The sequence below is a fragment of the Aminobacter anthyllidis genome (genome assembly GCF_018555685.1).
Classification (GTDB): domain Bacteria; phylum Pseudomonadota; class Alphaproteobacteria; order Rhizobiales; family Rhizobiaceae; genus Aminobacter; species Aminobacter anthyllidis.
Genome location: NZ_JAFLWW010000005.1, coordinates 231,273 through 254,726, shown reverse-complemented (window position 1 = coordinate 254,726; position 23,454 = coordinate 231,273). Strand labels below are relative to the sequence as shown.

The following is a 23,454-nucleotide window of genomic DNA, read 5'->3' as shown; positions in this document are numbered from 1 at the left end:
GCCGCCCGTCTTCCACCGGCAAGATCTCCATTGCCGCTAACACGGCTTGATGGAATTATGCGCCATGGCAAGATTGACGAATACCGCTCCGAACCGGGTGTTGGCTGTCGACACGACCGTGGTGAACGATGAGCCGCTTCTGGCGCTGCTCAACCTTGAGACCGACGATGGCGCCGTGGAACTCGCGATCAACCGGACGATGGCCGAACTGCTCGTCGATCAGCTCCTGACGCTGCTCGGATACGACGAGGAAGAGTAGCGCTCGCCTTCGTCCCGTTTTGAACGGCGTCAATGGAACGCTCTGCCGCATCGGGGGTTGTCTCATGGCGAGACAACAGTGAGACCCGCGATGTATGAGTTTTTGCAGAACTTCCTGGCCTCGGCCTGGCACGGCCAACCGGCCGACCCCAACGATCCGGTGCTGGACGTTGTCACAGCGGGCGACGTCAGCGAGCGCCTGCATCGCGATCTCGACGCGTGTTTTCAAGCGATCCACGAACAGATCTCCGAGCCCAAGCAATAAACGATCGCTTCGACGCGGCGGGGTCGCTGACCAGTGGGATGCCAAATCGATCGAAAGGACGGCCAATCATGTCTGGAAACCAGAACAACCACGAAACTGGCGCACGCGCGCCGCAAGTTCGCCGCGGACCCGACCCCAGCGACGCCTTTTCCCAGGACGCTGCCAAAAACAGGAAACCCGCAGACAGATACGGCAACACCGAGCCTGTCGACGAGGCTCCCGAAAAGGTCAGGCACGCGGACGGCCAGAACCCGCCGAAGTCGAAGCAGACCAGCGTCTCCCGAAAGGAGAAAACACCGTGAACGTTGCCAACCTGCAGCTCGAAGGCCTGCTGATGGCCATCGCAACCATCAATCACATCCTGGTCCGCAAGGGCGTGCTGTCCGCCGAGGAGATCGACATCGCCCTGCGCAAGGCCGAGGCGAGCGAGACGGCGGAGGAGCGTTCCCAAGAGCTGTCGTCGTCCCATCGCGATGCCGTCAATTTCCCGATCCGACTGCTGCAGCTGGCCAACCAGTGCCAGCCGGAAGCCGACATACCGTCGTTTTCGGCACTGGCCCGGATGGTGGGCCAGATGAAGGAGCCGTATAACGACCAGATGTGAGCCTGTCTCAACCCTTTTGCCGCCGTGCCCCATGCCCCACGGCCGCGATTGTTTTCAGATGCGTTGAGATTGACGCGGCCGCGAGGGCAGAATGAAAATCCTTGTTTTCCAGCATCTGCGGGTCGAGCACAGCGGCATCTTCGCCGAATTCTGGCGTGAGGCCGGGCACAGCGAGCATATCGTCGAGCTGGACGAAGGCGAGGCGATCCCCGATCTCGACGGCTTCGACATGCTGGCTGTCATGGGCGGGCCGATGGATGTCTGGCAGGAAGATGCCCATCCCTGGCTGAAGCCAGAGAAGGCGGCGATCCGGCACTGGGCGCGCGAACTCGAGCGGCCCTATCTCGGCATCTGTCTCGGCCACCAGTTGCTGGCCGATGCGCTGGGCGGCAAGGTCGGGCTGATGAAGGCGCCCGAGGTCGGGCTTGCCACCGTCGAGCTGACGCAAGCCGGCCGTGCGGACCGGTTGTTTGACGGTGTCGATCCAGCGATCGAAACGCTGCAATGGCATGGCGCGGAGGTGTCAGTGCTGCCCGAGGACGGCGAAATCCTGGCCGCCAACGCCGCTTGCCCGGTCCAGGCGATGCGCGTCGGACAAAACGCCTACGGCTTCCAGTATCACATGGAGATCACCGAACGCACCGTTGGCGACTGGTCGAAGATTCCAGAATATGCCGCGAGCCTGAAGCAGGCGCTGGGGGCTGACGAGGCCGGGCGGCTGGCGCAGACCGTGGCGCCGCATCTGCCGGCTTTCCGTGCGACTGCGCAACGCATCAACGACAATTTCTTCGCTGCCATAGGCCGCTGAGACGCGCCTGCCTTTGTCCCTGATGTTGGCACGGCAACATCGTGCGCCGACATGTCTTGTTGTGTTCGGGGGCATATCGCCCTAGAGCCTGTTCCACACTATGAGCGTGATCTTTTCCGAAAACCGGTTTCCACCGTTCGCTAGACGGACCTTGGGTTTGGGATCATGCTCTACGCAGGCATGAACCAGAAAAGGACACTGCATGCCCAGACCGACAAATTATAATCAGGAACGTCGAGACCGCGATCGCGCCAAGGCGATGAAGAAGGCCGACAAGCTCGCGGCCAAGGCCGAAGCCAAGGAACGCGGCAAGTCCGAAGGCGAGGTCGAAGCGACCCCTGAGGCGGAAACCGAGCTTTAAGGCGAGTTGCGCCCGATGGGGCGGACAAAGACGCCGTGACCCCCGGTGGCATCGTGCCGTGCCGAAGATCGTTTTCGATCTTCGGGCCGATGCGCCGGGGTCAGTCCTTGTCGTTGACGAAGACGTTGACTTCGCGTGCCGCGGCGATGAAGGCACGCCGCGCGGCCATGACCGGCTTTTCGCCCGACATCGCATCCGAGCATGCCTGAAGCGCTGCGCGATGCTTGGGGCTGCGCTTGCCGGGCCAGCTGTTGAGCAGGAAGGCGGACGCCTCCTTGGCGGTGCGCAGGAGTAGCGGAGTGCCGGCCGGATCGGCCTTCACGGTGACGGGAGTTTCAAACCTGACGTTTTCCATCGCCGCTCATACGCCAAACCGGCCAGGGAAGCGAGCCGCATAACGTCTCACGGTTGAAGAGCGGGCAAGCTTGTGCTGCGTCGGCTCGACAGCCGGTGGCGATGCTCCCAGTTTGGCCCTCTTGTGGGGCTGTGCCTACCGTGACAGATGAGGCGACACGCTTCAAGAACCATGGTGGGGAAGAATGAACATCAAACGGATACTGCCTGCCATTGTTGGCCTGCTGGTCGCTGCGACCGCGCCGGCATTCGCCGAGGGCGACCGCTACCGGGCTTTCAGCACCACCGCCGAGAGCATCACCGGCGACATTTCGATGGACGATTTCTCGATCACCTTCGCCAATGGCGAATCCCTGAAGTTCGCAGCCTTGCTGGGCGACCATTTCGTCGTCGACGGAGAACGGGTCAATGCCTCGCTCTACAGCGTCGAGGATCCGGCCGACCCCGAGTTGGAGAACGGCAACAGGCTGTGCGGCGCGGGCGACGTGACCTACCTTGCAAGCTGGAGCGGCGGCGAGGGCCTGACGATCGTTGCGGTGTTCACCGGCGACGAACCGCCCGAAAGCAGCGCCGACATGTGCGCGTCATATACGTATCAGGATTGAGGGGCGGCGCCAAAGACTCGCGCCGTTGGCTGGTGCTCGACAAGCGCTGCCTGCGATGATCTGTTGAGCACCCAGAACATATTCCCGCTTCGTCTAATGGTAGGACACCGCCCTTTGAAGGCGTGAATCGTGGTTCGAGCCCATGAGCGGGAACCAAACGGCTATCGTCCGTCGATAAGCAAAAAAGCCCCGGATCGCTCCGGGGCTTTTTCTTATTCATGCTTGACGGTTTGGCTTAGGCAGCCTTTTCGAGCCCGGACTTCCACTGGCCGAGGGCGGCGAGGTGGTTCATGTGGGCGCGGTGGGTGAAGGCGGCCTGGCCGGCGGCGAGGTTCTCGACCTTGCCCGACCATGCCTTCTGCGGGGCTGCCTGCAGCGCGCGGCCGTAGGAGAAGGTCAGCTTCCACGGATGCGGACCGATGGCGTTGATGGCGTTGAGGTTGGCGGTTGCCTCCTCGTCGGACTGGCCGCCCGACAGGAAGGCGATGCCCGGGACCGCGGCCGGAACCGTCTCGCGGAACAGCTTGATGGTCTTTTCGGCGATTTCCTCGGCGCTGGCCTTCCTGGCGGCCTTCTTGCCCGAGATGACCATGTTTGGCTTCAGGATGGTGCCTTCGAGCACGACGCGGGCGGCGTAGAGCTCGTCATAGAGCTTGACCAGCGTCGCCTTGGTGACGTCGTAGCAGGTGTCGATGTCGTGGGCGCCGTCCATCAGCACTTCTGGTTCGACGATCGGCACGATGCCGGCTTCCTGGCACAGCGCCGCGTAGCGGGCGAGCGCCTGGGTGTTGGCCGACAGCGAATAGGCCGACGGCACGTTGTTGGCGGTGTAGATGTCGATGACGGCGCGCCATTTGGCGAAACGCGCGCCGAGCTTGTAGTACTCGGCCAGGCGCTCGCGCAGGCCGTCGAGGCCTTCGGTGATGGTGTCGCCGGGGAAGTTGACGATGCCCTTGGCGCCGGCGTCGACCTTGATGCCGGGAATGGCGCCCGATGCCTTGATGAGCTCGACCAGCGGGGTGCCGTCGGCGGCGTTCTGGCGAATGGTCTCGTCGTAGAGGATGACGCCGGAGATGTACTTGGTCATCGCCTCCTTGGTGCGGAACATCATCTCGCGATAGTCGCGGCGGGAGTCGGCCGTGGACTCGACGCCGATGACGTCGAAACGCTTCTTGATGGTGCCGGAGCTTTCGTCCGCAGCCAGAATGCCCTTGCCGTTCGCAACCATGGCGACGGCGATGTCTTCGAGACGTTCGCTCATACAAGTTTCTCCTGATCAGATGCCGGGCGCATAGCAGATGGTTTTCCTGAACGGAATGCCGGCAACAAGCCTATAACCGATTGAAATTATTTCAATCGTTTTAGCTTGCGGGTAAGATCAGGGGGTATTTGGCCAGCGTCTGAACTTATAGATTGCTGCGTAGATAAAAGTACGCATCTGCACGACTTCTCACCTCGTCAATTCGACTCGGCCTGACTTGAAGCGACCGGGTGATGTGGACCGCCCGGATGGTCCCGGTGCTTGCCTATCTATTATATCAGCGAATGCTAAAATAATGACCCTCGCCATGCGCCCATGCGTATGACGATGATGGGAGGAAGCCATGGCCGATGGCGGAATGAACGTCACGAAATTCGAGTTCAAGTCCCACAACGAACCGGACGAAGTCCGTGCGCCCGACAAGACGCGGGTCGAGGTAGTCAGGCTAACCGGTTTCACGCTTGGCCGGCTCAACATGGAGCCGGGATGGAGGTGGTCGGAGTGCGTCAAGCCGGTGGTCAAGACCGACAGCTGCCAGGTTTCGCATGTCGGCTACGTCGTCTCGGGGACCCTGACCGTCAGGCTGAACGACGGCACGCAGAAGACGTTGAAGCAGGGCGCGTCCTACACCATCCCGCCCGGCCACGACGCCTGGGTCGAAGGCAACGAACGCTTCGTCTGCATCGAGGTGATGAGCGCCGAGCAGTACGCCAAGCCGGCTTAGGTGGAGCTGGCGCGGAGGCGGGACGGGCGGCGTGGACCCCTCTCCGTCTCGCCCTGCGGGCGAGCCACCTCTCCCCAGAGGGGCGAGGAAATCTGTTGCAGCGACTGTGCCTCTCCGGCTTGCTTCCTCGCCCCTTTGGGGAGAGGTGCCGAGCGCAGCGAGGCGGAGAGGGGTGCCTGGCGCAAGCCAAGCCGATTGCCGTGGAGAAATTCCTCCCTCGCTTCCGCGAGGGAGGAAGCCGCCGTTCAGGCCTTGAGCACTTCGACGCCGGGCAGTTCCTTGCCTTCCATCCATTCAAGGAAGGCGCCGCCGGCGGTGGAGACGTAAGAGAAGTCGTCGGCGACGCCGGCGTGGTTGAGCGCTGCGACCGTATCGCCGCCACCAGCCACCGAGACGAGCTTGCCGGCCTTGGTGCGGGCGGCGGCGTGCTGGGCGGCCGAGACGGTCGCCTTGTCGAAGGGCTCGATCTCGAAGGCGCCGAGCGGGCCGTTCCAGACCAGCGTTGCCGCACGGTCGATCCACTCGTTGATGGTGGCGACGGTCTTCGGGCCGACGTCGAGGATCATGGCATCGGCGGGAACGGCGTCGACGGCGACGACCTCGTTGGCAGCACCGGCCTTGAACTCGCGGGCGATGACGCCGTCCGACGGCAGGATGATGGCGCAGCCAGACTGTGCCGCCTCGATCATGATCTGCTTGGCGGTCGGGGCGAGGTCGTGCTCGCACAGTGACTTGCCGACGTCGGTGCCGCGCGCGGCCAGGAAGGTGTTGGCCATGCCGCCGCCGATGACCAGCGCGTCGACCTTCTTCACCAGGTTCATCAGCAGGTCGATCTTGGACGAGACCTTGGCGCCGCCGACGATGGCGACGACCGGCTTGACCGGGTTACCGAGGCCCTTTTCCAGCGCCTCGAGCTCGGCCTGCATGGTTCGCCCGGCAAAAGCCGGCAGCTTGTGGGCGAGGCCCTCGGTCGAGGCGTGCGCGCGGTGGGCGGCGGAGAAGGCGTCATTGACGAAGATGTCGCCATTGGCGGCAAGCTGCTCGACAAAGGCCGGATCGTTCTTCTCCTCGGCTTTGTAGAAGCGGGTGTTTTCCAAAAGCAGGATGTCGCCGTCCTTCATCGCGGCGACGGCGCTTGCCGCCTTGTCGCCGATGCAGTCGGCGGCAAAGCCGACCGGGCGGCCGATAACCTCTGATGTTGCTGCGGCGATGGGGGCCAGCGACAGGGCCGGATCGGGCCCATCCTTGGGGCGGCCGAAATGGGCGAGCAGGATGACCTTGGCGCCCTTGTCGGCAAGCTCGGTGATGGTGGGTGCTACGCGCTCGATGCGGGTGGCGTCGGAAACCTGGCCGTCGGCCATGGGAACGTTGAGGTCGACGCGGACCAGAACCCGCTTGCCGCTGACGTTGCCGATGGTGTCGAGAGTCCTGAAGCCGGCCATGGGTTTCCCTTTCCTCATTGGGGCGCGCATCGGGCTGCCGATACGCCGCGAGATCGCGCGGACCATAGCCAGCGCCGACGCGGATGCAAGGTTCGAGGGGGTAGCGGGTGGAAAATAGTGGGGTCTTCTGGACCGGCTTGGTGTTGATCGCGGCTTTCTGGACCGTCACAGACTTCACTGCCGCAGAGGCATGGCCACCGCTATTACGGTCCCAAACTGCAAAGGCAGCAGGTATCGAGCCCACGGTGCCGGCACGAAACTCGATGAGCCTACGCGTCCTCGGGCAGGCCCTCGGAGGTGGTCGCTGGCGCTTCGGGCTTGGCCTTGCCTGACCGCCCGGCAAGGAAGCGCTTGATGCGGTCGCTGATTTCGCCGCCGCTCAGGAACACTGGCACTGGCGGTGGTGGCGGGGCCGGTTCGATCGACAGGCCGACCGACATGATGCGGCCCTTTTCGTCGACGTCGCGGACGATCAGGTCGATCAGGCCGAGCGAGACGCGGTCGGCATATTCGACGTGGCCGCGCAGCCGCTGCTTGATCAGGTCGGCGATGGTGAGCTTGAGCTCCTCGTCCTTCACCGACGCGCCGTAGATGGCGACGAGCTCGCCGGCGAGGTGGGTCTGGTCGACGGTGAAGGCGCCGAAGAAATCCTCGTCCTCGGCATGGACCTCGGCGCGGGAGGCGAACAGCCTGTCGAGCAGGCGCGGATAGCGGTCGGGCACGAAGATGTAGACGTTGTCGCCCGCCTGCAGGCGGCCCATGTCCTGGAAACGCATCGAGCGGCCGTCGCGCACGACCAGCGAAGGCCGGGCCCAGCGCGGGATGCGCTGGCCCTTGGCGACGGGCGAGCCCGGCACGACGCGATAGGCGAGCAGTTCGTGATGGGCCGAGCCGGGCAGTTCGAGCTCGACCTTGTCGAGCGGGCCGAAGCGCTGCGGCACGATCAGGCCGAGGCGGCGGGCGAGCGGGCCGACGGTCCAGCCCTGGACCACCAGCGACGACAGCACGATGATGAAGGCGATGTTGAAGATGGCGCGGCCATTTTCGAGGCCGCCGAGCAGCGGCGTGATGGCGAGCAGGATCGAGACGGCACCGCGCAGGCCGACCCAGGAGATGAAGGCGGTTTCCTGGCGCGGGAACTTGAACGGGATCAGGCACAGCCACACCGCGATGGGCCTGGCGACGAACATCAGGAAGAAGCCGAGCAGCAGCGCTGACAGGACGATCTCGGGAAACTGCGACGGCGTGGCAAACAGCCCGAGCACCAGAAACATGATGATCTGGGCGAGCCAGGACATGCCGTCCTGGAAACGCTTGAGCGTCGAGACGGCGCGGATGTCGGAATTGCCGGCGACCAGACCGGCGAGATAGACGGCGAGGAAGCCCGAGCCGCCGACGGCGCCGGCCGCGGCGAAGACCAGCAGCGACAGCGTCAGCACGAAGATCGGCAACAGGCCACGGTCGAGGTTGAGGCGCTCGACAAGCTTGACGATAAGGAAGCCGCCGAGCAGGCCGATGGCGGCACCGAGGATCATCTGGACGAAGAAGCCGACGACGAGGTCGATGAACAGGAGGTCGGCGTCGGGCTTGGCGCCGAGCGCGATGATCTCGACAAGCGTGATGGTCAGGAAGATGGCGATCGGGTCGTTGGTGCCGGACTCGATTTCGAGCGTCGAGCGGACACGCTCGCGCAGGTTGATGTTGCCGGCGCGCAGCAGGAAGAACACCGCCGCCGCGTCGGTCGAGGCCACGGCGGCACCGAGCAGGAAGGATTCGAGCCAGGTGAAGCCGGTGAGATAATAGGCGGCAATGCCGAAGATGACGGTGGTGATGCCGACGCCGACGGTTGCAAGCGTGAGCGCAGGCAGGCCTGCCTGACGAAGTACGCCAACAGGCGTGCCGAAGCCGGAATCGAACAGGATGACGGCAAGCGCTATGGCGCCGACGAAATAGGCGATGTGGGCATTGTCGAAGACGATGCCGAGGCCGTCGACGCCGCTGGCAAGGCCGATGCCAAGGAACAGCAGCAGCAGCGGTGCACCGAAGCGGAAGGCGATCAGGCTCGAAAACGCCGCCGCCACGACCAGCGCGGTGCCTACCAGCGTGATTAGATATACCGCCTGTTCCATCCCCGACCCGTCTGCGAAGCACCTGTTAGTTGCGTCGGTTGAGAGTGCGGCGAAGAAAAGGCCGTGTGCAAGCAAGAATGGATTTTTGCCGGCTTGGACCAAAGTTTTTTGCATTGCGGCAAAAATGAAAACGCCCGGCCGAAGCCGGGCGTTGCCAATGGGTTAGCTGGGTACCGGCAAATCAGCCGATGGTGCGGCCCATCACGACGGCCGTGTCGGCCATGCGGTTGGAGAAGCCCCACTCGTTGTCGTACCAGGACATGACCCGGACGAGGTTGCCTTCGATGACCTTGGTCTGGTCGAGCGCGAAGGTCGACGAGGCCGGGTTGTGGTTCATGTCGATGGAAACCAGCGGCTCGTCGGTGAAGGCAAGCACGCCCTTGAGCGGGCCGTTGGCGGCGGCGATCAGCACCGCGTTGACCTCTTCGACCGTGACGTTCCTCTTGGCCACAAACTTGAAGTCGATGCACGAGACGTTGGGGGTCGGCACGCGGATCGAGACGCCGTCGAGCTTGCCCTTGAGTTCCGGCAGCACCAGGCCGACGGCCTTGGCAGCACCGGTCGAGGTCGGGATCATCGACATCGCCGCTGCACGGGCGCGGTAGAGGTCCTTGTGCATGGTGTCGAGCGTCGGCTGGTCGCCGGTGTAGGCGTGGATCGTGGTCATGAAGCCCTTTTCGATGCCGAAGGCATTGTTGAGGACCATGGCGACGGGAGCCAGGCAGTTGGTGGTGCAGGACGCGTTCGAAATGACGATGTGGTCCTTGGTGATCTTGTCGTGGTTGACGCCGTAGACCACGGTCAGGTCGGCACCGTCGGCAGGCGCCGAAACGATGACGCGCTTGGCGCCGGCGGTCAGGTGCGCCGAAGCCTTGTCCTTCGAGGTGAAGATGCCGGTGCATTCGAGCGCGATGTCGACGCCGAGTTCCTTCCACGGCAGCTGCGACGGATCCTTGATCGCGGTGACCTTAAAGCTGTCGGTGCCGATGTTGATGGAATCGCCTTCGACCTTCACTTCGTGCGGGAAGCGGCCATGCACGCTGTCGTAGCGCAGCAGGTGGGCATTGGTCTCGACCGGGCCGAGATCGTTGACGGCAACGACGTCAATGTCCTTGCGGCCCGATTCATAGATCGCACGCACGATGTTGCGGCCGATGCGGCCGAAACCATTGATGGCAACTCTAACGGTCATGTCTGATCCTCCTGGGGGAACGTCTTAAGCCTGAAGCCGAGCCGTGGCAGCCTGGGCGGCGGCCTCGGCGGTGATGCCGAAATGCTTGTAGAGCTCTTCGATCGGGGCGCTGGCGCCGAAGCCGTGCATGCCGATGAAGATGCCGTCGGTGCCGATGAAGCTGTCCCAGCCCATGCGGATGCCGGCCTCGATGGCGACCTTGACCTTGGCGTTGCCGATCATCGCCTTGCGGTATTCGGGGCTCTGCTGTTCGAACAGCTCGAAAGCAGGAACCGACACGACGCGGGTCGGGTGGCCGGCGGCCTGCAAAAGCTTGCGGGCGTCGAGCGCGATCTCGACCTCGGAGCCGGTGGCGAAGATGGTGACTTCGGCATCGCCGTCGGCGGTGGCGAGTTCATAGGCGCCGTAGCCGCAGAGGTTTTCCTCGACATATTCGGTGCGTACCGCCGGCAGGTTCTGGCGGGTGAGGGCCAGCGTCGACGGTGTGGTGCGGTTTTCGAGCGTCAGCTGCCAGCATTCGGCCGCCTCGGTCGCATCAGCCGGGCGGAAGACGATGTGGTTGGGGATGGCGCGCAGTGCCGCCAGGTGCTCGACCGGCTGGTGGGTCGGGCCGTCTTCGCCGAGACCGATCGAATCGTGGGTCATGACGAAGCCGACGCGGATGCCCATCAGCGAGGCCAGGCGCATGGCCGGGCGGGCATAGTCGGAGAAGCACAGGAAGGTGCCGGAGTAGGGGATGACGCCGCCATGCAGCGACATGCCGTTCATGGCAGCGCACATGCCGAGTTCGCGGATGCCGTAGTGGACGAAGCGCTGGCCGTAGTCTTCGGCCGAGATCGGCTTGGTCTGGCTGGTCTTGGTGTTGTTGGAGCCGGTCAGGTCGGCGGAGCCGCCGATGGTCTCGGGCACGACGCCGTTGATGACCTCGAGCGCCATTTCCGAAGACTTGCGGGTGGCGACCTTCGGCTTGTCGGCGGCGAGCTTCTTCTTGTAGTCGGCAATCGCGGCGTCGAAGCCGGCCGGCAGGTCGCCCCGCATGCGGCGCTCGAACTCGGCGCGGATTTCGGTCTCGGTCTCGGCGAGGCGCTTTTCCCAGTCATTGCGCTTCTTGGCCGAGTTGAGGCCGGCGAGGCGCCATGCGTCGAGGATGTCGGAAGGAATCTCGAAGGCCGGGTATTCCCAGCCGAGCGCCTTGCGGGTGGCTTCGATTTCGGCGGCACCGAGCGGCGAACCATGGACCTTGTTGGTGCCGGCCTTGGCCGGCGAGCCGAAGCCGATGGTGGTCTTGGCGGCGATCAGGGTCGGGCGGTCGGAACGCTTGGCGGCCTCGATGGCGCCGGCGATCGCTTCGGGATCATGGCCGTCGATGGCCAGCGTGTTCCAGCCGGATGCGGCGAAACGGGCGAGCTGGTCGGTCGAGTCGGCAAGCGAGATCGGGCCGTCGATGGAAATGTTGTTGTGGTCCCAGAAGACGACCAGCTTGTTGAGCTTGAGGTGACCGGCAAAAGACAGCGCTTCCTGCGAGATGCCTTCCATGAGGCAGCCGTCGCCGGCGAGCACGTAGGTGTAGTGGTCGACGAGCTTGTCGCCGAACTGGGCATTCATGATGCGTTCGGCGAGCGCCATGCCGACCGCGTTGGCGAGGCCCTGGCCGAGCGGACCGGTGGTCGTCTCGATGCCGGCGGCGTGGCCGTATTCGGGGTGGCCGGCGGTCTTGGAGCCGAGCTGGCGGAAATTCTTGATCTGCTCGATGGTCATGTCCTCGTAGCCCGAGAGATAGAGCAGCGAGTAGAGCAGCATCGAGCCATGGCCGGCCGACAGCACGAAGCGGTCGCGGTCGTGCCAATGCGGGTTGGCCGGATCATGCTTGAGGAAGCGGGTGTAGAGCACGGTGGCGATGTCGGCGGCGCCCATCGGCAGGCCGGGATGGCCGGAATTGGCCTTCTCGACCGCATCCATGGACAGAAAGCGGATCGCATTGGCCATCCGGTCGTGTTTTTCGCGCGAGGACATCGTCCCTCCCATAAGCCGTGGAAACTGGGGCGATGGGAGCCCCGGAAAAGTGCGCGACACATAGCAGGCACAGGGCTTGAGTCAATAAATCGGTGCGTTTTCACAGCCGCATTGCGGCGCCAAGTCACGCCCCGGCCACTTTCCTGTGTCGGGCTGGACACGCTTAGTGGGGGAAAGACAAAACAGCTTTGTTGACGCCTCCTTCAACCGGTGCCTAATGTTTCGGTGATAACGCGTTCTGAAACGTGCGCGATTCGGTGATGGGCGAGGGTCTACGGGAGCCATGACCGGGGATACGACACTCAGGGAAGTCATTGGCCGGCTAGGCAAGGCGATCGATACGCTTGAGGGCGCGGTCGCCGCACGGCTGGAACATGAGCAGGACTACGGCGAAGCCGAAGCGGAGGTCCAGCGCATGAATGCCGACCGGGCGCGCCTGGCGCAGGAGCTCGACAATTCCGAAGCCCGCGCCGAACGTCTGGAAGAAGCCAACAAGGAAGTTTCCCGGCGGCTCGTGACCGCCATGGAGACGATCCGCGCCGTGCTGGACAGGTAGGATGGAGATGGCGCAAGTCACGGTTACCATCGACGGCAAGCAATACCGCATGGCCTGTGACGAGGGGCAGGAAGAGCACCTCATCGATCTCGCCAGCCGCTTCGACCGCTACGTGCTGCACCTCAAGGACTCGTTCGGCGAAATCGGCGACCAACGCCTGACCGTGATGGCCGGCATCATGGTGATGGACGAGCTGTCGGAACTGCAGAAACGCGTCAAGGGCATGGAAACCGAGGTCCTGACGCTGCGCAAGACGCGTGACGACGCACTGACCAAAGCCGACAAGAACGACGCCGCGCTGACCGGCGCGCTGGGCTCGCTGGCCGAGCGCATGGAGCAGCTGGCGCTGAGCCTGGTGAAGAAAGTTTAGGGACGGGCTTCCAGCTTCCCGTGCATGACCCCGAAAATCGGAAACGATTTTCGGAAAAGGCCATGCACCGGTTCAAAGTGCGTCCTTTGCGCGTCCAAGTGGACGCGCGGCGATGTAGGGGAAGATGGAGACCAAAACGAAAAACGCGCCGGTTTTGCCGGCGCGTTTTTTTGTTTGTCGAAGCTGTAAGGCTCAGGCGTCGATGGTGCGGAGCGCCTGGGCCTGCTTCTTGGCGGCGGCCTTGACCGCGTCCTGCACCTTTTCGAAAGCGCGGACCTCGATCTGGCGGACACGCTCGCGGGAGATGTCGAACTCGGCCGAAAGCTCTTCCAGCGTCAGCGGCTCGTCGGACAGACGGCGCGCCTCGAAGATGCGCTTTTCGCGGTCGTTGAGCACCGACATGGCGCTCGCCAGCATGCCGCGGCGGTTGTCGAGCTCGTCCTGCTCGATGAGCATGGTTTCCTGGCTGTCATGGTCGTCGACAAGCCAGTCCTGCCACTCGCCCGACTCGCCTTCGCTGGCGCGGATCGGCGCGTTGAGCGAGGCGTCGCCAGACAGGCGGCGGTTCATCGACACGACCTCGGCCTCGGATACGTTGAGGCGGGTGGCGATCTCGGTGATGTGCTCGGGCTTCAGGTCGCCATCGTCGAGTGCCTGGATCTTGCCCTTGACCTTGCGCAGGTTGAAGAACAGGCGCTTCTGGTTGGCGGTGGTGCCCATCTTGACCAAGGACCACGAGCGCAGGATGTACTCCTGGATCGAGGCCTTGATCCACCACATGGCATAGGTGGCGAGACGGAAGCCACGCTCCGGCTCGAATTTCTTGACGGCCTGCATCAGGCCGACATTGCCTTCCGAGATGACCTCGCCGATGGGCAGGCCGTAGCCGCGATAGCCCATGGCGATCTTGGCCACGAGACGCAGGTGGCTGGTGACCAGCTTGTGGGCGGCTGAGGTGTCCTCATGCTCGTTATACCGCTTGGCGAGCATGTACTCTTCCTGCGGCTGGAGCATCGGAAAGCGGCGGATTTCTTCCAGGTAGCGGCTGAGGCCGCCTTCGCCGGAGACGATACTGGGTAGTGACTGGGCCATAAAGCGCCCTCCCTCTTTGCGAGAAATGCTCCCTGATCCAGGCGAGCATGTGGCGCGGCTGCCGGATGCCTGTCGCGCCATGGGGTATAATACAGGAACAAAACCAGAAAAGACACGATTTGTTCAACGCGAAACAGACTGTCACGCCTAAGTGAACAATACGAGTCAGGTTTTCTGATCGAAGGTTCAGAGATTGCGAAAGCCTTCGACCAATTCCCCCATGTCGCGAGGCAAGGGTGCCTCGAACCGCATGATCAAGTGGGTAGCCGGATGGCGAAATGCAAGGAGGCGGGCGTGCAAAGCCTGGCGCGGAAACGCCTTGACGTTCGACTTCAGTGGCTCGGGCAGGCGGTTCGACTTGGTGCGGAAAGCCTGGCCGTAATCGGGGTCGCCGAGGACGGGGTGGCCGATATGGGCCATGTGGACGCGGATCTGGTGGGTGCGGCCGGTTTCGAGCCGGCACTCGACCAGGCTGGCGGCGGCAAACTCCCCTTGTTCGGAACCGAAACGCTCCAGCACGGTGAAATGGGTGATGGCGTGGCGGGCGTCGTCGCGGTGCTCCGGCACGACCGCGCGGCGAACGCGGTCGGCGTGGCGGCCGAGCGGGGCATCGATGGTGCCGGTCATGCGCTGCGGGAAGCCCCAGACGAGCGCGTCATAAGCGCGTTCGAGATCGCCGGTGCGGCCGTGGTCGGCGAAGGCCTCCGACAGCGACTTGTGGGCGCGGTCGGTCTTGGCGACGACCATGACGCCCGAGGTTTCCTTGTCGAGGCGATGGACGATGCCCGGCCGCTTGACGCCGCCGATGCCCGACAAGCTGTCGCCGCAGTGATGGATCAGCGCATTGACCAGCGTGCCGGTCCAGTTGCCGGCGCCGGGATGGACGACGAGGCCGGCCGGCTTGTTGATGACGATCAGCTCGTCGTCTTCATAGAGGATGTCGAGCGGGATCGCTTCGCCCTCGGGATCGGCCGGTTCGGGTTCGGGCATGTCGATGGCAATCTGGTCGCCCGCGGCGAGCTTGCGCTTGGCTTCGCCGACGACATTGCCGGCAATGCGCACGGCACCTTGCTTGATCAGCGCCTGGACGCGGCTGCGCGACAGGTCGGGCGCGAGGCGGCCGGCCAGCCACTGGTCGAGCCGCAGGCCTGCGGCATCGGCGTCGGCCTCGAGCACTATCAAAGTGCCTGTCGCTTCGCTATCTGATGCGCTCATAACAATTGTTCCGGAAGTTTGACATGTCTCGGCCCGCCATCGAAGAAGAAGACAAGCCGCTCGACCCATCGGTTGAGCGCGTCCGCAGGAAACTCGTCCGCTTCTTCATCATCAATATAGGGCTGTTGTTCATCGCCCTTATGGCCGTCCTCGGCGGCGTTGTCTACAAATCACAGACGCTCGAGGCAACGGCCCCGGTGGCCAGCGGCGACATCCAGGTGCCGGCGGGCGGCCAGATCAGCGGCGAGATCGTGTTGCCGGTGGGCGCCAAGATCATGTCGCAGGCGCTGTCGGGCAACCGCATCTCGATCGACGCCGAACTCGTCGACGGCAGCCGGACCATCTTCCTCTACGACATCGCCGCGCGTCGCCTGATCGGCCAGTTCCAGGTGCGCAACAAGTGAGCGGCTTTGCCGCTTCGGGGCGCCGTGTCGCTACTGTCTCGGTCGTCGTCGCCGACTACGACCAGGCGATCGCCTGGTATGTCGACAAGCTCGGCTTCATGCTTGCCGAGGATGTCGACCTCGGCGGCGGCAAGCGCTGGGTGACGGTCGCGCCGGGCGGCGGCCAAGGCGCCAGACTGCTGCTCGCCAAGGCGGATAGCGAGAGCCAAGTGGCCGCGATAGGCAACCAGACCGGCGGCCGCGTCTTCCTGTTTCTCGAAACCGACGATTTTGCCCGCGACCATGCGCTGATGCTGGCCAAGGGCGTCGAATTTCGCGAGGAGCCGCGCCACGAGGCCTACGGCACCGTTGCTGTGTTCGCCGATATCCACGGCAATCTCTGGGATCTGCTCGAGCCGAAGCGCTGATACCCCTGCGGCAGCAAGGCCGGGCGCAAATAACGGCTTTGGGGCTGTTGCTTTTTCGAAACCGCCAGCCTATATCGCCGATCTCGGCTGCGCCCATCGTCTAGCGGTCAGGACACCGCCCTCTCACGGCGGGAACAGGGGTTCGATTCCCCTTGGGCGTACCAAGTTTTCCAAGCACTTGTTTTACTTCGGGCTGAAACCGTCAAATGACGGTCAAGCAAGACGGCGGTCGTGATCGTGAAGCTCGCATCGGCGATCGTCGCCGGGGGTCCGAGCGCTTCATGCAACAATCCCCGAAGCGCCGGACGACACTTCGGGGCATATTGTCGACGTCATTCACTTGCCTGTAGTCACTTGCCTGTAGTCACTTGCTTGTCGCCGCCTGCTCGACGATGGCGGCAACGGCTTCGGGCTTCGAGACATAGACGGCATGGCTGCCTGCCGTTTCGATTACGGTCGACCCGGCGCGCTCGGCCATCATGCGCTGCGCTGCCGGCGGGATCATGCGGTCGTCGGAGGCGACCAGGTAGTAGCTCGGCTTGGCCTTCCAGGCCGGATCGGTGACGGCGCCAGCCAGGGCTTCGACACCCCACGGAACCTGCGAGTCGGCCATGAAGGACGCGACATCGGCGTCAACGTCAGCGGCGAAGGAGGCGGCGAACTTGCCCTTGTCGAGGAACAGGAAACCATCGACGGGCGGCAGGATCGGCGGCACGGGAGCGCCGGCAGGCGGATTGGCGATCAGCGAGGACACGGACTCGCCCTTGTCGGGTGCGAAAGCGGCGATGTAGACGACAGCCTTCACCTTCTCGTCCGTGCCGGCTTCACTGACGACCACGCCGCCATAAGAATGGCCCACGAGAACAACCGGACCGTCCTGCTCGGCAATCGCGCGCTTGGTGACAGCCACGTCGTCAGCCAGCGAGGTCGTCGAGTTCTGAACGATGGTGACGTTGTAGCCGTCCTTCTTGAGGATGTTGTAGACGCCCTGCCAGCCCGAACCGTCGACGAAACCGCCATGGACGAGGACGACGTTCTTTGCGCCTGTCGGCTGGGCTGCGGCGGGGGTGAGAGCGGTTGCAGCCAGGGCGAGCGTTGCGGCTGCGGCGGTGATGAGCGTGTTGGTCATTTCGGTATCTCCTTTTGTGTTTGCCGCGACAATCATTATCGCGATAATCACTGTGTATGGCAGCACGCTTCCCTTGTAAAGCGATTTCTTTATCGCGATATCATTTTGTGTGGTAAGGGGTGTCCGAGCCACCAGATGGAGACCACAATGGCCAACGACCCAGTGCTGCCGCTTGATGGCCAGCTTTGCTTTTCGATCTATTCCGCCTCACTCGCCATCCAGCGGGTATATAAGCCGATGCTGGACGAGCTTGGCGTCACCTACACGCAGTATCTGGTTCTGAGCACCCTTTGGGAGCGCGACGGGCTGACGATCGGCGCCATCGCCGACAGGCTGGCGCTGGAGCCAAGCACGATCACGCCGGCGGTCAAACGGCTGGAGGCCGCAGGCTTTGTGGCCCGTCAACGCAGCACGACAGATGAAAGACAGGTGCAGGTCCAACTGAGCAAGAAGGGCGCGGACCTTCACGCCGAGACGGGCTGCCTGACATCAGCGCTGCTGCTCAATTCGGGCTTCACGGTGCCCGACATGATCGAACTGAACCGCAAGGTGCAGTTGCTGCGTGACGGCATGCGAAACGCTGTCGCGCCAGTTTCAGCGGCGTGACCCTTCGCCCCTGAAACGCCTCTCCTGGTAGCATCGAGCCGAACAAGACAAGCGGTAAGGCGGACAGACGTTCTTGACCGGGTACGGATCGATCTGGAGCCGACAGCTTCTCCAGACTCATTCATCGATCGGCGCAGGTGAACGGGCAGGCGCTTAGCCTGCCCGAAACACTCATTTTGTGCGGCAGCGGCCGGTCTTGGTGGTTTCCTTGTCACCATCGTCATAGGCGATGGTGACTTTTTCGCCGGCCAGCGAGGTGATGGTGCCCTTGTACCACTCGCCGGCGCCCTTGAAGTTGCACTCGACCTTGGTGCCGATCATCCAGTCGTAGGGACGGACCTTGCTGAGGTTTGTCGTTTCGCGCTCGTTGTCGTCGTAGCGGACGGTGATCGTGTCGCCCTGCACCTTTTCGATGACGCCCGCGAACCAGTAGCCGGAGCCCTTGTAGTTGCCCAGTACCCAGTCGCCCGTCGTCTGGGCGCTCGCCATGCCTGCGGTGGCGAGCATGGCGCCTGCAGCCAGTAGAACTGAAAGATGTCGCGTCAAAATTTCACCCTTGGGATTACCCCAGCCCCCATTGAGCTGCGTAAGCATCCATATGTGAGCCGATGTGAATGCACGGTGAAAATTGTCTCGCCGGACCCACATAATTCGGCCGGCGACGGTGCTGTGCTGGACGTCCTTGAACCGCCGGACGACCGGCGGAACCTTGCGTGCCGACGGGCGTTGCGTTGGCAAAGGAGAACCATTGCCATGTTTCGAGCGCTAGCACTGCTTGTCGTCGGTTATGCCGCCTACAGGATGGGCCGGGAGTTCATCGCCAGCGTGCCGTCGGATTTCGATCCGGTGCCTGCGCCCTCGGCTACGCCCAAGCGCCACCGCAAGCCGGCCGCGAAGCCGAGTGCCAAGGCTGGGGCCGCGGCGACCACGCACTGAGGTTGCTTGGATTAGCCTTAAGCCGGCCGAACGAGTTCGGTGGGACGCGGGACCTCCGTCTCGAGGGTTCGGATCCGCTCCGGCTGCTCGGTTTCGGGCGGTTCAGGCTCGGCCGCTGTGTCGCGATCGTGCTCGAACTGCTGTGCCTCCGGCAACGGGTGCAGCCAGTTTTCGCGACGGCCGGTCCACAATTCATATTCAGGCGTGAGATCTGACGGCACGACGTCGAGGCTGCCAAGCATGACTTCGGCCTCGTCGCCGCGGACAAAGGTCACGCGGCTGCCGCAGGTGACGCAGAAGCTCCTGTTGCCATATGTGCTGACCTGGCCGCTCTGTTCGAGGGCCGAGATCGGCCAGACCGCATAGGCGGAAAACGCCGAACCGCTGGTCTTGCGGCAATCGGCGCAGTGGCAAATTCCCACCCTGAGAGGTTGACCGGTGACCCGGAAGGCAACGGCACGGCAATAGCAGCTGCCAAATCGAATGGTTTCGCCGCTACGATTTTCCATGGCAGGGCTCCTTTCCGCTTCAACGGAAAGCTATGGCCAAACGTTCCCGACGCTAAAGCGGCATGCGGCCACGTTTCGGCGTGACTATCCACGGATCGATCGACACCGGATCGGCTTCGCGGATTCCGACGGAACGGGCGAATCCGGCGAAGGCGTTGCGGGCTCCGTCGACCGACAGGCGGTCCTCGCGCGCCGCATGACATGCCCGCATCGCCGTGTTGTAGATCGGACCACGCCGCTGTTCGGGCCACCTTGCCAAAAAGCCGAGCGCGTCGGCGACGCTTGCGATCTGCAGGATTGCCTGATCCGCGTCCTTGACGAAAATCGGGCTGGAAAAGTTTGTTGCTGTCATCACTTCCTCCTGGTCATGGACCGTCTTTCGAGCAAGCGACCTGCCGGCAATGGCGCGACAAGCTGACCAGGAAAATGGCGACGGCTGCCTTCCCAGTCAAGAATGCAGTTCAAGCCGTGCCTGGTGGCATGGCCAGTATTCCGGCCTCGTTGCAGAAGCTTTCGAAAGCTTCCCGGGCCTCGTCGACAGGGATCGAACCGTTGATCGCGGCCTGCATGGCGTTTTCAGCCAGGTAGAAGAACGGATTACGCTTGTCCTGAGGCCAACCGCCAAGAAACTCGACGGCGTCAGGCACCGAGACGACCTCGCGCAACGAAAACTCTCCATCCCTGATCCAGACGTTCGGTGTAAAATCCATCCACCAAAACGCGGCTGAGGACGGAGAGTTGCATCGGCCGTCTTTGCTGGCCGCGGCGCTGTTGTCGCACGCCGCATGCCCGGCATCTCTCGGCGCTGCTAACCGGAACTCATTCGGTAACGGCCGCGGCTCCGCAATTCGGCTCGCCGTCCGGCACGCCCCTGTCCTTGAGCCAGGCAATCACGTCGCTGCGGCCGAGATGGGTGTAGACGCCGCCCGAACCGCAGGCCTTGTCGGGAAAGCGGTGGTTGACGGGGAGGGCGCGCGAAATGACGCCAAACGGGATGAAGTTGCCACGGGCGCGAAAGAAGGCCGGCCCGCCGCTGTCGCCGCCGCAGGTGTCGCGCGCTGTGCCGCGAATGGGCGTGGCGCCGGCGATGAATTCGGCGAATGGCAGGCAGCTCAGGCCGCGCGCCTGCCTTGTGGCGCACAGGACCGAGTCGAGGCTGACGACGGCTTCCTGGCGACTGCCGAGATCCTGGGCCGCCGAGCCGCTGAAGCCGTAGCCGGCGACGCTGATGTTTTCGGGCGGTGTCGGAAACCAGTGGGCGGCGAACTCGATTGCCGGCAACAGGCTGTATTGCGGGCAGGTCGTGGCGATGTCGGTCGACCACAGCGGTTGCGTGATCTCCAGCAGCGCCAGGTCGTCGCCGCGCGGAATGTAGTGCTTGTCACAGTTGTAGTTGCCGAAGCGCGAAACAAACGTGCCCGAACGAAACTTGCCCTTGTCGAAGTCCTCGTTGGTGACCCGGTAGTTGGTGGCGCCGCAGGTGCAGTGGGCGGCGGTGAGAATGCGACGGGCCGAGACGTAGAGCCCGCTGCACACCCTTGTTTCGTTATCCTGGGCAAAGGCGATGCCGACGATCTTGCGATCGTCGCTCGGCGTGCCGCCGATCACCGAAATGCCGAGTGGCAGCGGCGCGGGCACGGTCACGCCAGCCGGCAGGCGGCCCGTCTGCGTCGGGTCTGCGGCCGCTGGCAACCAACTCGACAGAATGACCAGCAAGGCAATCGCAGCGCGCACGAACGCCAGGCGCATGACCGTCACTCGGCGTAATATCTGAGGCAGTCTTCAGAGGCGAATTTGATGCGTTCGCACCGCGCCATTTCGTCCGCGGTCAGCGCGGCCGACCGTGGCGAAGGCAGAACGGTGCTGCGAGGAGCGAGAGCGTCGACATTGTCTCCGGCAGAGAGGCGCGCCGCCACGACCTTGTTGAGCGCGGCTTCGCTGTCGTTCAGGGATGCCTGTGATTGTAGTCGGGTCGAACGGGCCCCCGCCACGCCGCCGGTGGCTGAATTGACTGTCGCCTCGATGATCTTGAGCGGCAATTGGGCGACGGCGAGGCCTTAGGAGGGTTTGTTGACCTTTACCTGGGTCAAGGCGCCGTCGACGAAGGTGATCGTCGTCGCGCGCGCGACGAACAGGGTGCGCCTGATGTCAATCCGGAACATCGGCGAGCCATTGGCGAAAGCGTGCGGCACGAGCTGGGTGGTGACGCCCTTTTCGACGACATGGACCATCAGCGAGGCCGGACGGCGATAGTAGATGCCGGGTGCCGCGCGAGGCGGCAATGTGGTGTCGACCATTGCGCCCTGCACGTAGGTGGTGCCGAGCGAGTGCTTGCCGCAGCCCGGGCTCCATAGCCCGGGTGCTACCTCGACCTCGACGCAGGAGTTGTGCTGGCTGAGGCTGGCGTTGACGGCCATCGCATCGCGATAGCTGAACGGGTCGAAGGAAATGTCCTTGAGCAATGGCTGGCTTATGGGAGTGTCGCGCAGTCGCACGACAAGCTTGGCGACCTCGACCAGGATATCGGCGGTCCTGTCCGTAAGCGTTGCGCTCACCGATTTGAGCAGGCCGTTCTCGTAATCGACGGTGATGTCGTCATCGGAAAGCGGCGAAAGCGCCAGGCCGGTTTCGAGTGCCAGCCGGCGGTCCTGCACCGGCGTGCTGGCAACGACGATCCGCTGGCTGGTCTTGTCGCCGTAGAGCTTCACATTGAGCAAATGCTTGGGCAGGTAATAGACGCCGGCCTTCTGGCCGTCGCCCGAGGTGTAGGCTTGCGTCACTGGCTGGCTGTTGACTGCCGAGCAGGCTGTGAGCGCAAGCGTGGCGGCGGCGATGGCGTACCGCAAATAGTCCCTGGTATCGCAACCCATGCAGTCCCCCTGCTATCAAAAGTTGCTTTGTAGAATTTATACAACTTTAAATTTAGCAGAAAGCCGAAGCCTTGTCCCGTGGTTGTTGGTTTGACGATCGACGGCGGTCGATCAGTGGCATTTCGCAGTCAGGAGAAAGCATCGGCCGACAGCGCTGGACTTGCCTTGCCGACACGAAATCATCTTGTGCTGTCGGTTCTCCTTGGGCATGAGCAGTGCTCAATCCAGTATTGCTCGATATCAGCTGGCTGGGTTGCTGCCCGGAACCGGAGCTGCCCGACAGGCGGCCCATTGCCACAAAATGCAATTGCATCGCGACGTTGAAATGCACACGCCCGTCCAGAGTTCGCCCCGCCGCCCGACAGACCCAATGAGTGCAGAGGAGTTGACGGCGCATCCGCTCTTTCCACGCATTGACCGCCGCCTGGCTCTCCACCTGATCGCCATCCACGAGCAGACGCCAAGGCTGGCACGGCTCAAGGCTTCGCATCGCAAATGGCTGATGACCCAGTCGCTCTATGCGCTGACGCTCGAACGCACCGAGGACGACCCCGATTCCGGTCTTTCCCAGTCGCGCCTGGTCGAAATCGCCACCAGCATCGGCGCTGTGAGCCACAACACGGCAAGGGCCTTTCTGCAGGAGTTGCTGACCTACAAGTTTCTGGCTGAGATACCCACCCCTCACGACAAGCGGCTGCGCCTGCTCGATACGACCGAGGCGAGCCGGAAGGCGATGACGGGCTGGTTCATGGGGCATATGAGCTGCCTCGATGAACTGGACAATGGCGGCCGCCATGCCCGCTGTGCGGCCGACGGCAGGATCTTCCGGGCGGCCCAGCCGCGCGCCGCGCGCCGGCTCATCGAAAACCCGTTGTGGCGCTATCCGGCCGAAAGCATCAATTCGTTCCTGCAGTCGGAACTGGGCGGGATGATCCTGCACGAGATCATCTCGCGCATCGACGACTTCACGCCGCGGGACGGCAAGGTGGTCGTCGGCCCCTCCAGCCTCGCGGAACTCGCCGCGCAATACTTTATCTCCGTCACGAACCTGCGCAGGATGTTCAGGAAGGCGGAGACAAGCGGCCTGATTGGCTGGCCGGTGACATCGGAACAGCGGGTACTGTGGCTGTCGGCCGCGTTCCTGGACGACTATTTCCTGTGGCAGGCGCAGAAATTCGCAGCCCTGGACGAGGCCTATTGCTGGGCGGTTCAGAACGTCGCCGGAGACACCACTGCGTCACCGCCTGATGCGGCAGAACTGTCACAACATGCTGGAGCGGCAGAATAGCACCAGATTTGGTCGTTTACCGGGCGCGGAGCTAGCCTCTATCACGCACCGCAGGG

The 23,454-nt window shown here is 63.4% G+C and carries 31 protein-coding genes and 2 tRNA genes; 17 read left to right on the top strand and 16 right to left on the bottom strand.

Translation table 11 applies throughout. The annotated features are described in order from the left end of the window. The first annotated feature begins 64 nt into the window (after window positions 1–64). From J1C56_RS18320 to J1C56_RS18295, 6 genes are all read left to right on the top strand, one after another. Window positions 65–259: a hypothetical protein gene (locus J1C56_RS18320; RefSeq protein WP_214391500.1), complete on the top strand. Its 195-nt coding sequence runs from the start codon at window positions 65–67 to the stop codon at window positions 257–259. A 90-nt stretch (window positions 260–349) separates the two neighbouring features. Further along, window positions 350–523 (top strand): hypothetical protein, encoded by a 174-nt coding sequence (locus tag J1C56_RS18315; protein WP_214391499.1) that lies wholly within the window; start codon window positions 350–352, stop codon window positions 521–523. Between the two features lie 68 nt (window positions 524–591). Continuing rightward, window positions 592–825, top strand: coding sequence for a hypothetical protein (locus J1C56_RS18310; RefSeq protein WP_214391498.1), 234 nt, complete (start codon window positions 592–594; stop codon window positions 823–825). Then, window positions 822–1,127 (top strand): hypothetical protein, encoded by a 306-nt coding sequence (locus J1C56_RS18305; RefSeq protein ID WP_214391497.1) that lies wholly within the window; start codon window positions 822–824, stop codon window positions 1,125–1,127. Before J1C56_RS18310 ends, J1C56_RS18305 begins: the two co-directional genes overlap by 4 nt. Window positions 1,128–1,218: 91 nt before the next feature. Further along, window positions 1,219–1,935 (top strand): type 1 glutamine amidotransferase, encoded by a 717-nt coding sequence (locus tag J1C56_RS18300; protein WP_214391496.1) that lies wholly within the window; start codon window positions 1,219–1,221, stop codon window positions 1,933–1,935. Window positions 1,936–2,137: 202 nt separating this feature from the next. Next, window positions 2,138–2,296, top strand: a complete 159-nt coding sequence (locus J1C56_RS18295; protein ID WP_214391495.1) for a hypothetical protein — start codon at window positions 2,138–2,140, stop codon at window positions 2,294–2,296. Between the two features lie 100 nt (window positions 2,297–2,396). Here J1C56_RS18295 and J1C56_RS18290 read toward each other — a convergent pair whose 3' ends face one another. Next, the gene (locus J1C56_RS18290) at window positions 2,397–2,651 is read right to left on the bottom strand and encodes a DUF982 domain-containing protein (RefSeq protein ID WP_214391494.1); all 255 of its coding nucleotides are present in this window, start codon (window positions 2,649–2,651) and stop codon (window positions 2,397–2,399) included. A 184-nt stretch (window positions 2,652–2,835) separates the two neighbouring features. Here J1C56_RS18290 and J1C56_RS18285 point away from each other — a divergent pair, with 184 nt between their 5' ends. Both J1C56_RS18285 and J1C56_RS18280 read left to right on the top strand, forming a co-directional pair. Further along, window positions 2,836–3,255 (top strand): hypothetical protein, encoded by a 420-nt coding sequence (locus J1C56_RS18285; RefSeq protein WP_246591564.1) that lies wholly within the window; start codon window positions 2,836–2,838, stop codon window positions 3,253–3,255. Window positions 3,256–3,337: 82 nt separating this feature from the next. Continuing rightward, window positions 3,338–3,411, top strand: a tRNA-Gln gene (locus J1C56_RS18280). A gap of 79 nt (window positions 3,412–3,490) precedes the next feature. Here the strand turns inward: J1C56_RS18280 and J1C56_RS18275 are convergent. Further along, a complete protein-coding gene (locus J1C56_RS18275) occupies window positions 3,491–4,516 on the bottom strand; it encodes a class I fructose-bisphosphate aldolase (protein ID WP_214391493.1) in 1,026 nt (341 codons plus the stop codon). 343 nt (window positions 4,517–4,859) lie between these two features. Here J1C56_RS18275 and J1C56_RS18270 point away from each other — a divergent pair, with 343 nt between their 5' ends. Continuing rightward, complete coding sequence (locus J1C56_RS18270; protein ID WP_214391492.1) at window positions 4,860–5,240, top strand: cupin domain-containing protein; 381 nt, start codon at window positions 4,860–4,862, stop codon at window positions 5,238–5,240. A gap of 245 nt (window positions 5,241–5,485) precedes the next feature. Here the strand turns inward: J1C56_RS18270 and J1C56_RS18265 are convergent, their stop codons facing one another. From J1C56_RS18265 to tkt, 4 genes are all read right to left on the bottom strand, one after another. Beyond that, window positions 5,486–6,682 carry a phosphoglycerate kinase gene (locus J1C56_RS18265; protein WP_214391491.1) on the bottom strand — a complete coding sequence of 399 codons (1,197 nt, stop codon included), beginning with the start codon at window positions 6,680–6,682 and terminating at the stop codon, window positions 5,486–5,488. Between the two features lie 269 nt (window positions 6,683–6,951). Then, window positions 6,952–8,811: a potassium/proton antiporter gene (locus J1C56_RS18260; protein ID WP_214391490.1), complete on the bottom strand. Its 1,860-nt coding sequence runs from the start codon at window positions 8,809–8,811 to the stop codon at window positions 6,952–6,954. Between the two features lie 181 nt (window positions 8,812–8,992). Continuing rightward, on the bottom strand, window positions 8,993–10,003 hold the full coding sequence (gene gap / locus J1C56_RS18255; RefSeq protein WP_214391489.1) for a type I glyceraldehyde-3-phosphate dehydrogenase: 1,011 nt from the start codon (window positions 10,001–10,003) through the stop codon (window positions 8,993–8,995). A gap of 24 nt (window positions 10,004–10,027) precedes the next feature. Beyond that, on the bottom strand, window positions 10,028–12,016 hold the full coding sequence (gene tkt / locus J1C56_RS18250; protein WP_214391488.1) for a transketolase: 1,989 nt from the start codon (window positions 12,014–12,016) through the stop codon (window positions 10,028–10,030). A gap of 283 nt (window positions 12,017–12,299) precedes the next feature. On the opposite strand from tkt, the gene J1C56_RS18245 reads away from it, so the two are divergent. Continuing rightward, a complete protein-coding gene (locus tag J1C56_RS18245; RefSeq protein ID WP_115730532.1) occupies window positions 12,300–12,572 on the top strand; it encodes a DUF4164 domain-containing protein in 273 nt (90 codons plus the stop codon). Between the two features lie 7 nt (window positions 12,573–12,579). Next, a complete protein-coding gene (locus J1C56_RS18240; RefSeq protein WP_214391487.1) occupies window positions 12,580–12,942 on the top strand; it encodes a cell division protein ZapA in 363 nt (120 codons plus the stop codon). Window positions 12,943–13,134: 192 nt separating this feature from the next. On the opposite strand, the gene rpoH is transcribed toward J1C56_RS18240, so the two are convergent. Both rpoH and J1C56_RS18230 read right to left on the bottom strand, forming a co-directional pair. Next, on the bottom strand, window positions 13,135–14,034 hold the full coding sequence (gene rpoH / locus J1C56_RS18235; RefSeq protein WP_115730533.1) for an RNA polymerase sigma factor RpoH: 900 nt from the start codon (window positions 14,032–14,034) through the stop codon (window positions 13,135–13,137). 186 nt (window positions 14,035–14,220) lie between these two features. Then, the gene (locus J1C56_RS18230; RefSeq protein WP_214391486.1) at window positions 14,221–15,249 is read right to left on the bottom strand and encodes an RluA family pseudouridine synthase; all 1,029 of its coding nucleotides are present in this window, start codon (window positions 15,247–15,249) and stop codon (window positions 14,221–14,223) included. 23 nt (window positions 15,250–15,272) lie between these two features. Here J1C56_RS18230 and J1C56_RS18225 point away from each other — a divergent pair, with 23 nt between their 5' ends. The 3 genes from J1C56_RS18225 to J1C56_RS18215 all read left to right on the top strand — a co-directional run bounded on the left by J1C56_RS18225 (window position 15,273) and on the right by J1C56_RS18215 (window position 16,224). After that, window positions 15,273–15,653 carry a fimbrial protein gene (locus J1C56_RS18225; RefSeq protein ID WP_214391485.1) on the top strand — a complete coding sequence of 127 codons (381 nt, stop codon included), beginning with the start codon at window positions 15,273–15,275 and terminating at the stop codon, window positions 15,651–15,653. After that, on the top strand, window positions 15,650–16,060 hold the full coding sequence (locus J1C56_RS18220) for a VOC family protein (RefSeq protein ID WP_214391484.1): 411 nt from the start codon (window positions 15,650–15,652) through the stop codon (window positions 16,058–16,060). The genes J1C56_RS18225 and J1C56_RS18220 overlap by 4 nt, the downstream gene beginning before the upstream one ends. Window positions 16,061–16,149: 89 nt before the next feature. Further along, window positions 16,150–16,224 (top strand) — tRNA-Glu (locus tag J1C56_RS18215). A gap of 200 nt (window positions 16,225–16,424) precedes the next feature. Here the strand turns inward: J1C56_RS18215 and J1C56_RS18210 are convergent. After that, window positions 16,425–17,189: an alpha/beta hydrolase gene (locus J1C56_RS18210; protein ID WP_214391483.1), complete on the bottom strand. Its 765-nt coding sequence runs from the start codon at window positions 17,187–17,189 to the stop codon at window positions 16,425–16,427. Window positions 17,190–17,336: 147 nt separating this feature from the next. Here J1C56_RS18210 and J1C56_RS18205 point away from each other — a divergent pair, with 147 nt between their 5' ends. Next, window positions 17,337–17,795, top strand: a complete 459-nt coding sequence (locus tag J1C56_RS18205; protein WP_214391482.1) for a MarR family winged helix-turn-helix transcriptional regulator — start codon at window positions 17,337–17,339, stop codon at window positions 17,793–17,795. A 171-nt stretch (window positions 17,796–17,966) separates the two neighbouring features. Here J1C56_RS18205 and J1C56_RS18200 read toward each other — a convergent pair whose 3' ends face one another. Continuing rightward, window positions 17,967–18,302, bottom strand: coding sequence for a tudor domain-containing protein (locus tag J1C56_RS18200; RefSeq protein WP_246591562.1), 336 nt, complete (start codon window positions 18,300–18,302; stop codon window positions 17,967–17,969). Window positions 18,303–18,548: 246 nt separating this feature from the next. On the opposite strand from J1C56_RS18200, the gene J1C56_RS18195 reads away from it, so the two are divergent. Continuing rightward, window positions 18,549–18,731, top strand: coding sequence for a hypothetical protein (locus J1C56_RS18195; RefSeq protein WP_214391480.1), 183 nt, complete (start codon window positions 18,549–18,551; stop codon window positions 18,729–18,731). Between the two features lie 17 nt (window positions 18,732–18,748). Here the strand turns inward: J1C56_RS18195 and J1C56_RS18190 are convergent, their stop codons facing one another. The 6 genes from J1C56_RS18190 to J1C56_RS18165 all read right to left on the bottom strand — a co-directional run bounded on the left by J1C56_RS18190 (window position 18,749) and on the right by J1C56_RS18165 (window position 22,110). Beyond that, window positions 18,749–19,240 carry a GFA family protein gene (locus J1C56_RS18190; protein ID WP_214391479.1) on the bottom strand — a complete coding sequence of 164 codons (492 nt, stop codon included), beginning with the start codon at window positions 19,238–19,240 and terminating at the stop codon, window positions 18,749–18,751. A gap of 52 nt (window positions 19,241–19,292) precedes the next feature. Beyond that, the gene (locus J1C56_RS18185) at window positions 19,293–19,592 is read right to left on the bottom strand and encodes a DUF982 domain-containing protein (protein ID WP_214391478.1); all 300 of its coding nucleotides are present in this window, start codon (window positions 19,590–19,592) and stop codon (window positions 19,293–19,295) included. A gap of 109 nt (window positions 19,593–19,701) precedes the next feature. Then, on the bottom strand, window positions 19,702–19,950 hold the full coding sequence (locus tag J1C56_RS18180; protein WP_214391477.1) for a DUF982 domain-containing protein: 249 nt from the start codon (window positions 19,948–19,950) through the stop codon (window positions 19,702–19,704). A 109-nt stretch (window positions 19,951–20,059) separates the two neighbouring features. Further along, window positions 20,060–20,989 carry a trypsin-like serine protease gene (locus J1C56_RS18175; RefSeq protein WP_214391476.1) on the bottom strand — a complete coding sequence of 310 codons (930 nt, stop codon included), beginning with the start codon at window positions 20,987–20,989 and terminating at the stop codon, window positions 20,060–20,062. 5 nt (window positions 20,990–20,994) lie between these two features. After that, window positions 20,995–21,279: a hypothetical protein gene (locus tag J1C56_RS18170; RefSeq protein WP_214391475.1), complete on the bottom strand. Its 285-nt coding sequence runs from the start codon at window positions 21,277–21,279 to the stop codon at window positions 20,995–20,997. Between the two features lie 18 nt (window positions 21,280–21,297). After that, complete coding sequence (locus J1C56_RS18165) at window positions 21,298–22,110, bottom strand: hypothetical protein (RefSeq protein ID WP_214391474.1); 813 nt, start codon at window positions 22,108–22,110, stop codon at window positions 21,298–21,300. 208 nt (window positions 22,111–22,318) lie between these two features. Between J1C56_RS18165 and J1C56_RS18160 the strand changes: the two genes are divergently transcribed. Further along, window positions 22,319–23,398, top strand: a complete 1,080-nt coding sequence (locus J1C56_RS18160; protein WP_214391473.1) for a hypothetical protein — start codon at window positions 22,319–22,321, stop codon at window positions 23,396–23,398. Window positions 23,399–23,454 lie beyond the last annotated feature (56 nt).

Excerpts from the sequence above, each read along its gene's own strand:
- J1C56_RS18320 (WP_214391500.1), top strand. The coding sequence starts at position 65 with ATGGCAAGATTGACGAATACCGCTCCGAACCGGGTGTTGGCTGTCGAC.
- J1C56_RS18245 (WP_115730532.1), top strand. The coding sequence starts at position 12,300 with ATGACCGGGGATACGACACTCAGGGAAGTCATTGGCCGGCTAGGCAAG.
- rpoH (WP_115730533.1), bottom strand. The coding sequence starts at position 14,034 with ATGGCCCAGTCACTACCCAGTATCGTCTCCGGCGAAGGCGGCCTCAGC.
- J1C56_RS18285 (WP_246591564.1), top strand. The coding sequence starts at position 2,836 with ATGAACATCAAACGGATACTGCCTGCCATTGTTGGCCTGCTGGTCGCT.
- J1C56_RS18265 (WP_214391491.1), bottom strand. The coding sequence starts at position 6,682 with ATGGCCGGCTTCAGGACTCTCGACACCATCGGCAACGTCAGCGGCAAG.
- J1C56_RS18295 (WP_214391495.1), top strand. The coding sequence starts at position 2,138 with ATGCCCAGACCGACAAATTATAATCAGGAACGTCGAGACCGCGATCGC.
- J1C56_RS18175 (WP_214391476.1), bottom strand. The coding sequence starts at position 20,989 with ATGCGCCTGGCGTTCGTGCGCGCTGCGATTGCCTTGCTGGTCATTCTG.
- J1C56_RS18210 (WP_214391483.1), bottom strand. The coding sequence starts at position 17,189 with ATGACCAACACGCTCATCACCGCCGCAGCCGCAACGCTCGCCCTGGCT.
- J1C56_RS18185 (WP_214391478.1), bottom strand. The coding sequence starts at position 19,592 with ATGACAGCAACAAACTTTTCCAGCCCGATTTTCGTCAAGGACGCGGAT.
- J1C56_RS18160 (WP_214391473.1), top strand. The coding sequence starts at position 22,319 with ATGAGCAGTGCTCAATCCAGTATTGCTCGATATCAGCTGGCTGGGTTG.
- J1C56_RS18180 (WP_214391477.1), bottom strand. The coding sequence starts at position 19,950 with ATGGATTTTACACCGAACGTCTGGATCAGGGATGGAGAGTTTTCGTTG.
- gap (WP_214391489.1), bottom strand. The coding sequence starts at position 10,003 with ATGACCGTTAGAGTTGCCATCAATGGTTTCGGCCGCATCGGCCGCAAC.
- J1C56_RS18300 (WP_214391496.1), top strand. The coding sequence starts at position 1,219 with ATGAAAATCCTTGTTTTCCAGCATCTGCGGGTCGAGCACAGCGGCATC.
- tkt (WP_214391488.1), bottom strand. The coding sequence starts at position 12,016 with ATGTCCTCGCGCGAAAAACACGACCGGATGGCCAATGCGATCCGCTTT.
- J1C56_RS18205 (WP_214391482.1), top strand. The coding sequence starts at position 17,337 with ATGGCCAACGACCCAGTGCTGCCGCTTGATGGCCAGCTTTGCTTTTCG.
- J1C56_RS18315 (WP_214391499.1), top strand. The coding sequence starts at position 350 with ATGTATGAGTTTTTGCAGAACTTCCTGGCCTCGGCCTGGCACGGCCAA.
- J1C56_RS18225 (WP_214391485.1), top strand. The coding sequence starts at position 15,273 with ATGTCTCGGCCCGCCATCGAAGAAGAAGACAAGCCGCTCGACCCATCG.
- J1C56_RS18270 (WP_214391492.1), top strand. The coding sequence starts at position 4,860 with ATGGCCGATGGCGGAATGAACGTCACGAAATTCGAGTTCAAGTCCCAC.
- J1C56_RS18290 (WP_214391494.1), bottom strand. The coding sequence starts at position 2,651 with ATGGAAAACGTCAGGTTTGAAACTCCCGTCACCGTGAAGGCCGATCCG.
- J1C56_RS18230 (WP_214391486.1), bottom strand. The coding sequence starts at position 15,249 with ATGAGCGCATCAGATAGCGAAGCGACAGGCACTTTGATAGTGCTCGAG.
- J1C56_RS18195 (WP_214391480.1), top strand. The coding sequence starts at position 18,549 with ATGTTTCGAGCGCTAGCACTGCTTGTCGTCGGTTATGCCGCCTACAGG.
- J1C56_RS18310 (WP_214391498.1), top strand. The coding sequence starts at position 592 with ATGTCTGGAAACCAGAACAACCACGAAACTGGCGCACGCGCGCCGCAA.
- J1C56_RS18275 (WP_214391493.1), bottom strand. The coding sequence starts at position 4,516 with ATGAGCGAACGTCTCGAAGACATCGCCGTCGCCATGGTTGCGAACGGC.
- J1C56_RS18190 (WP_214391479.1), bottom strand. The coding sequence starts at position 19,240 with ATGGAAAATCGTAGCGGCGAAACCATTCGATTTGGCAGCTGCTATTGC.
- J1C56_RS18200 (WP_246591562.1), bottom strand. The coding sequence starts at position 18,302 with ATGCTCGCCACCGCAGGCATGGCGAGCGCCCAGACGACGGGCGACTGG.
- J1C56_RS18165 (WP_214391474.1), bottom strand. The coding sequence starts at position 22,110 with ATGGGTTGCGATACCAGGGACTATTTGCGGTACGCCATCGCCGCCGCC.
- J1C56_RS18260 (WP_214391490.1), bottom strand. The coding sequence starts at position 8,811 with ATGGAACAGGCGGTATATCTAATCACGCTGGTAGGCACCGCGCTGGTC.
- J1C56_RS18240 (WP_214391487.1), top strand. The coding sequence starts at position 12,580 with ATGGCGCAAGTCACGGTTACCATCGACGGCAAGCAATACCGCATGGCC.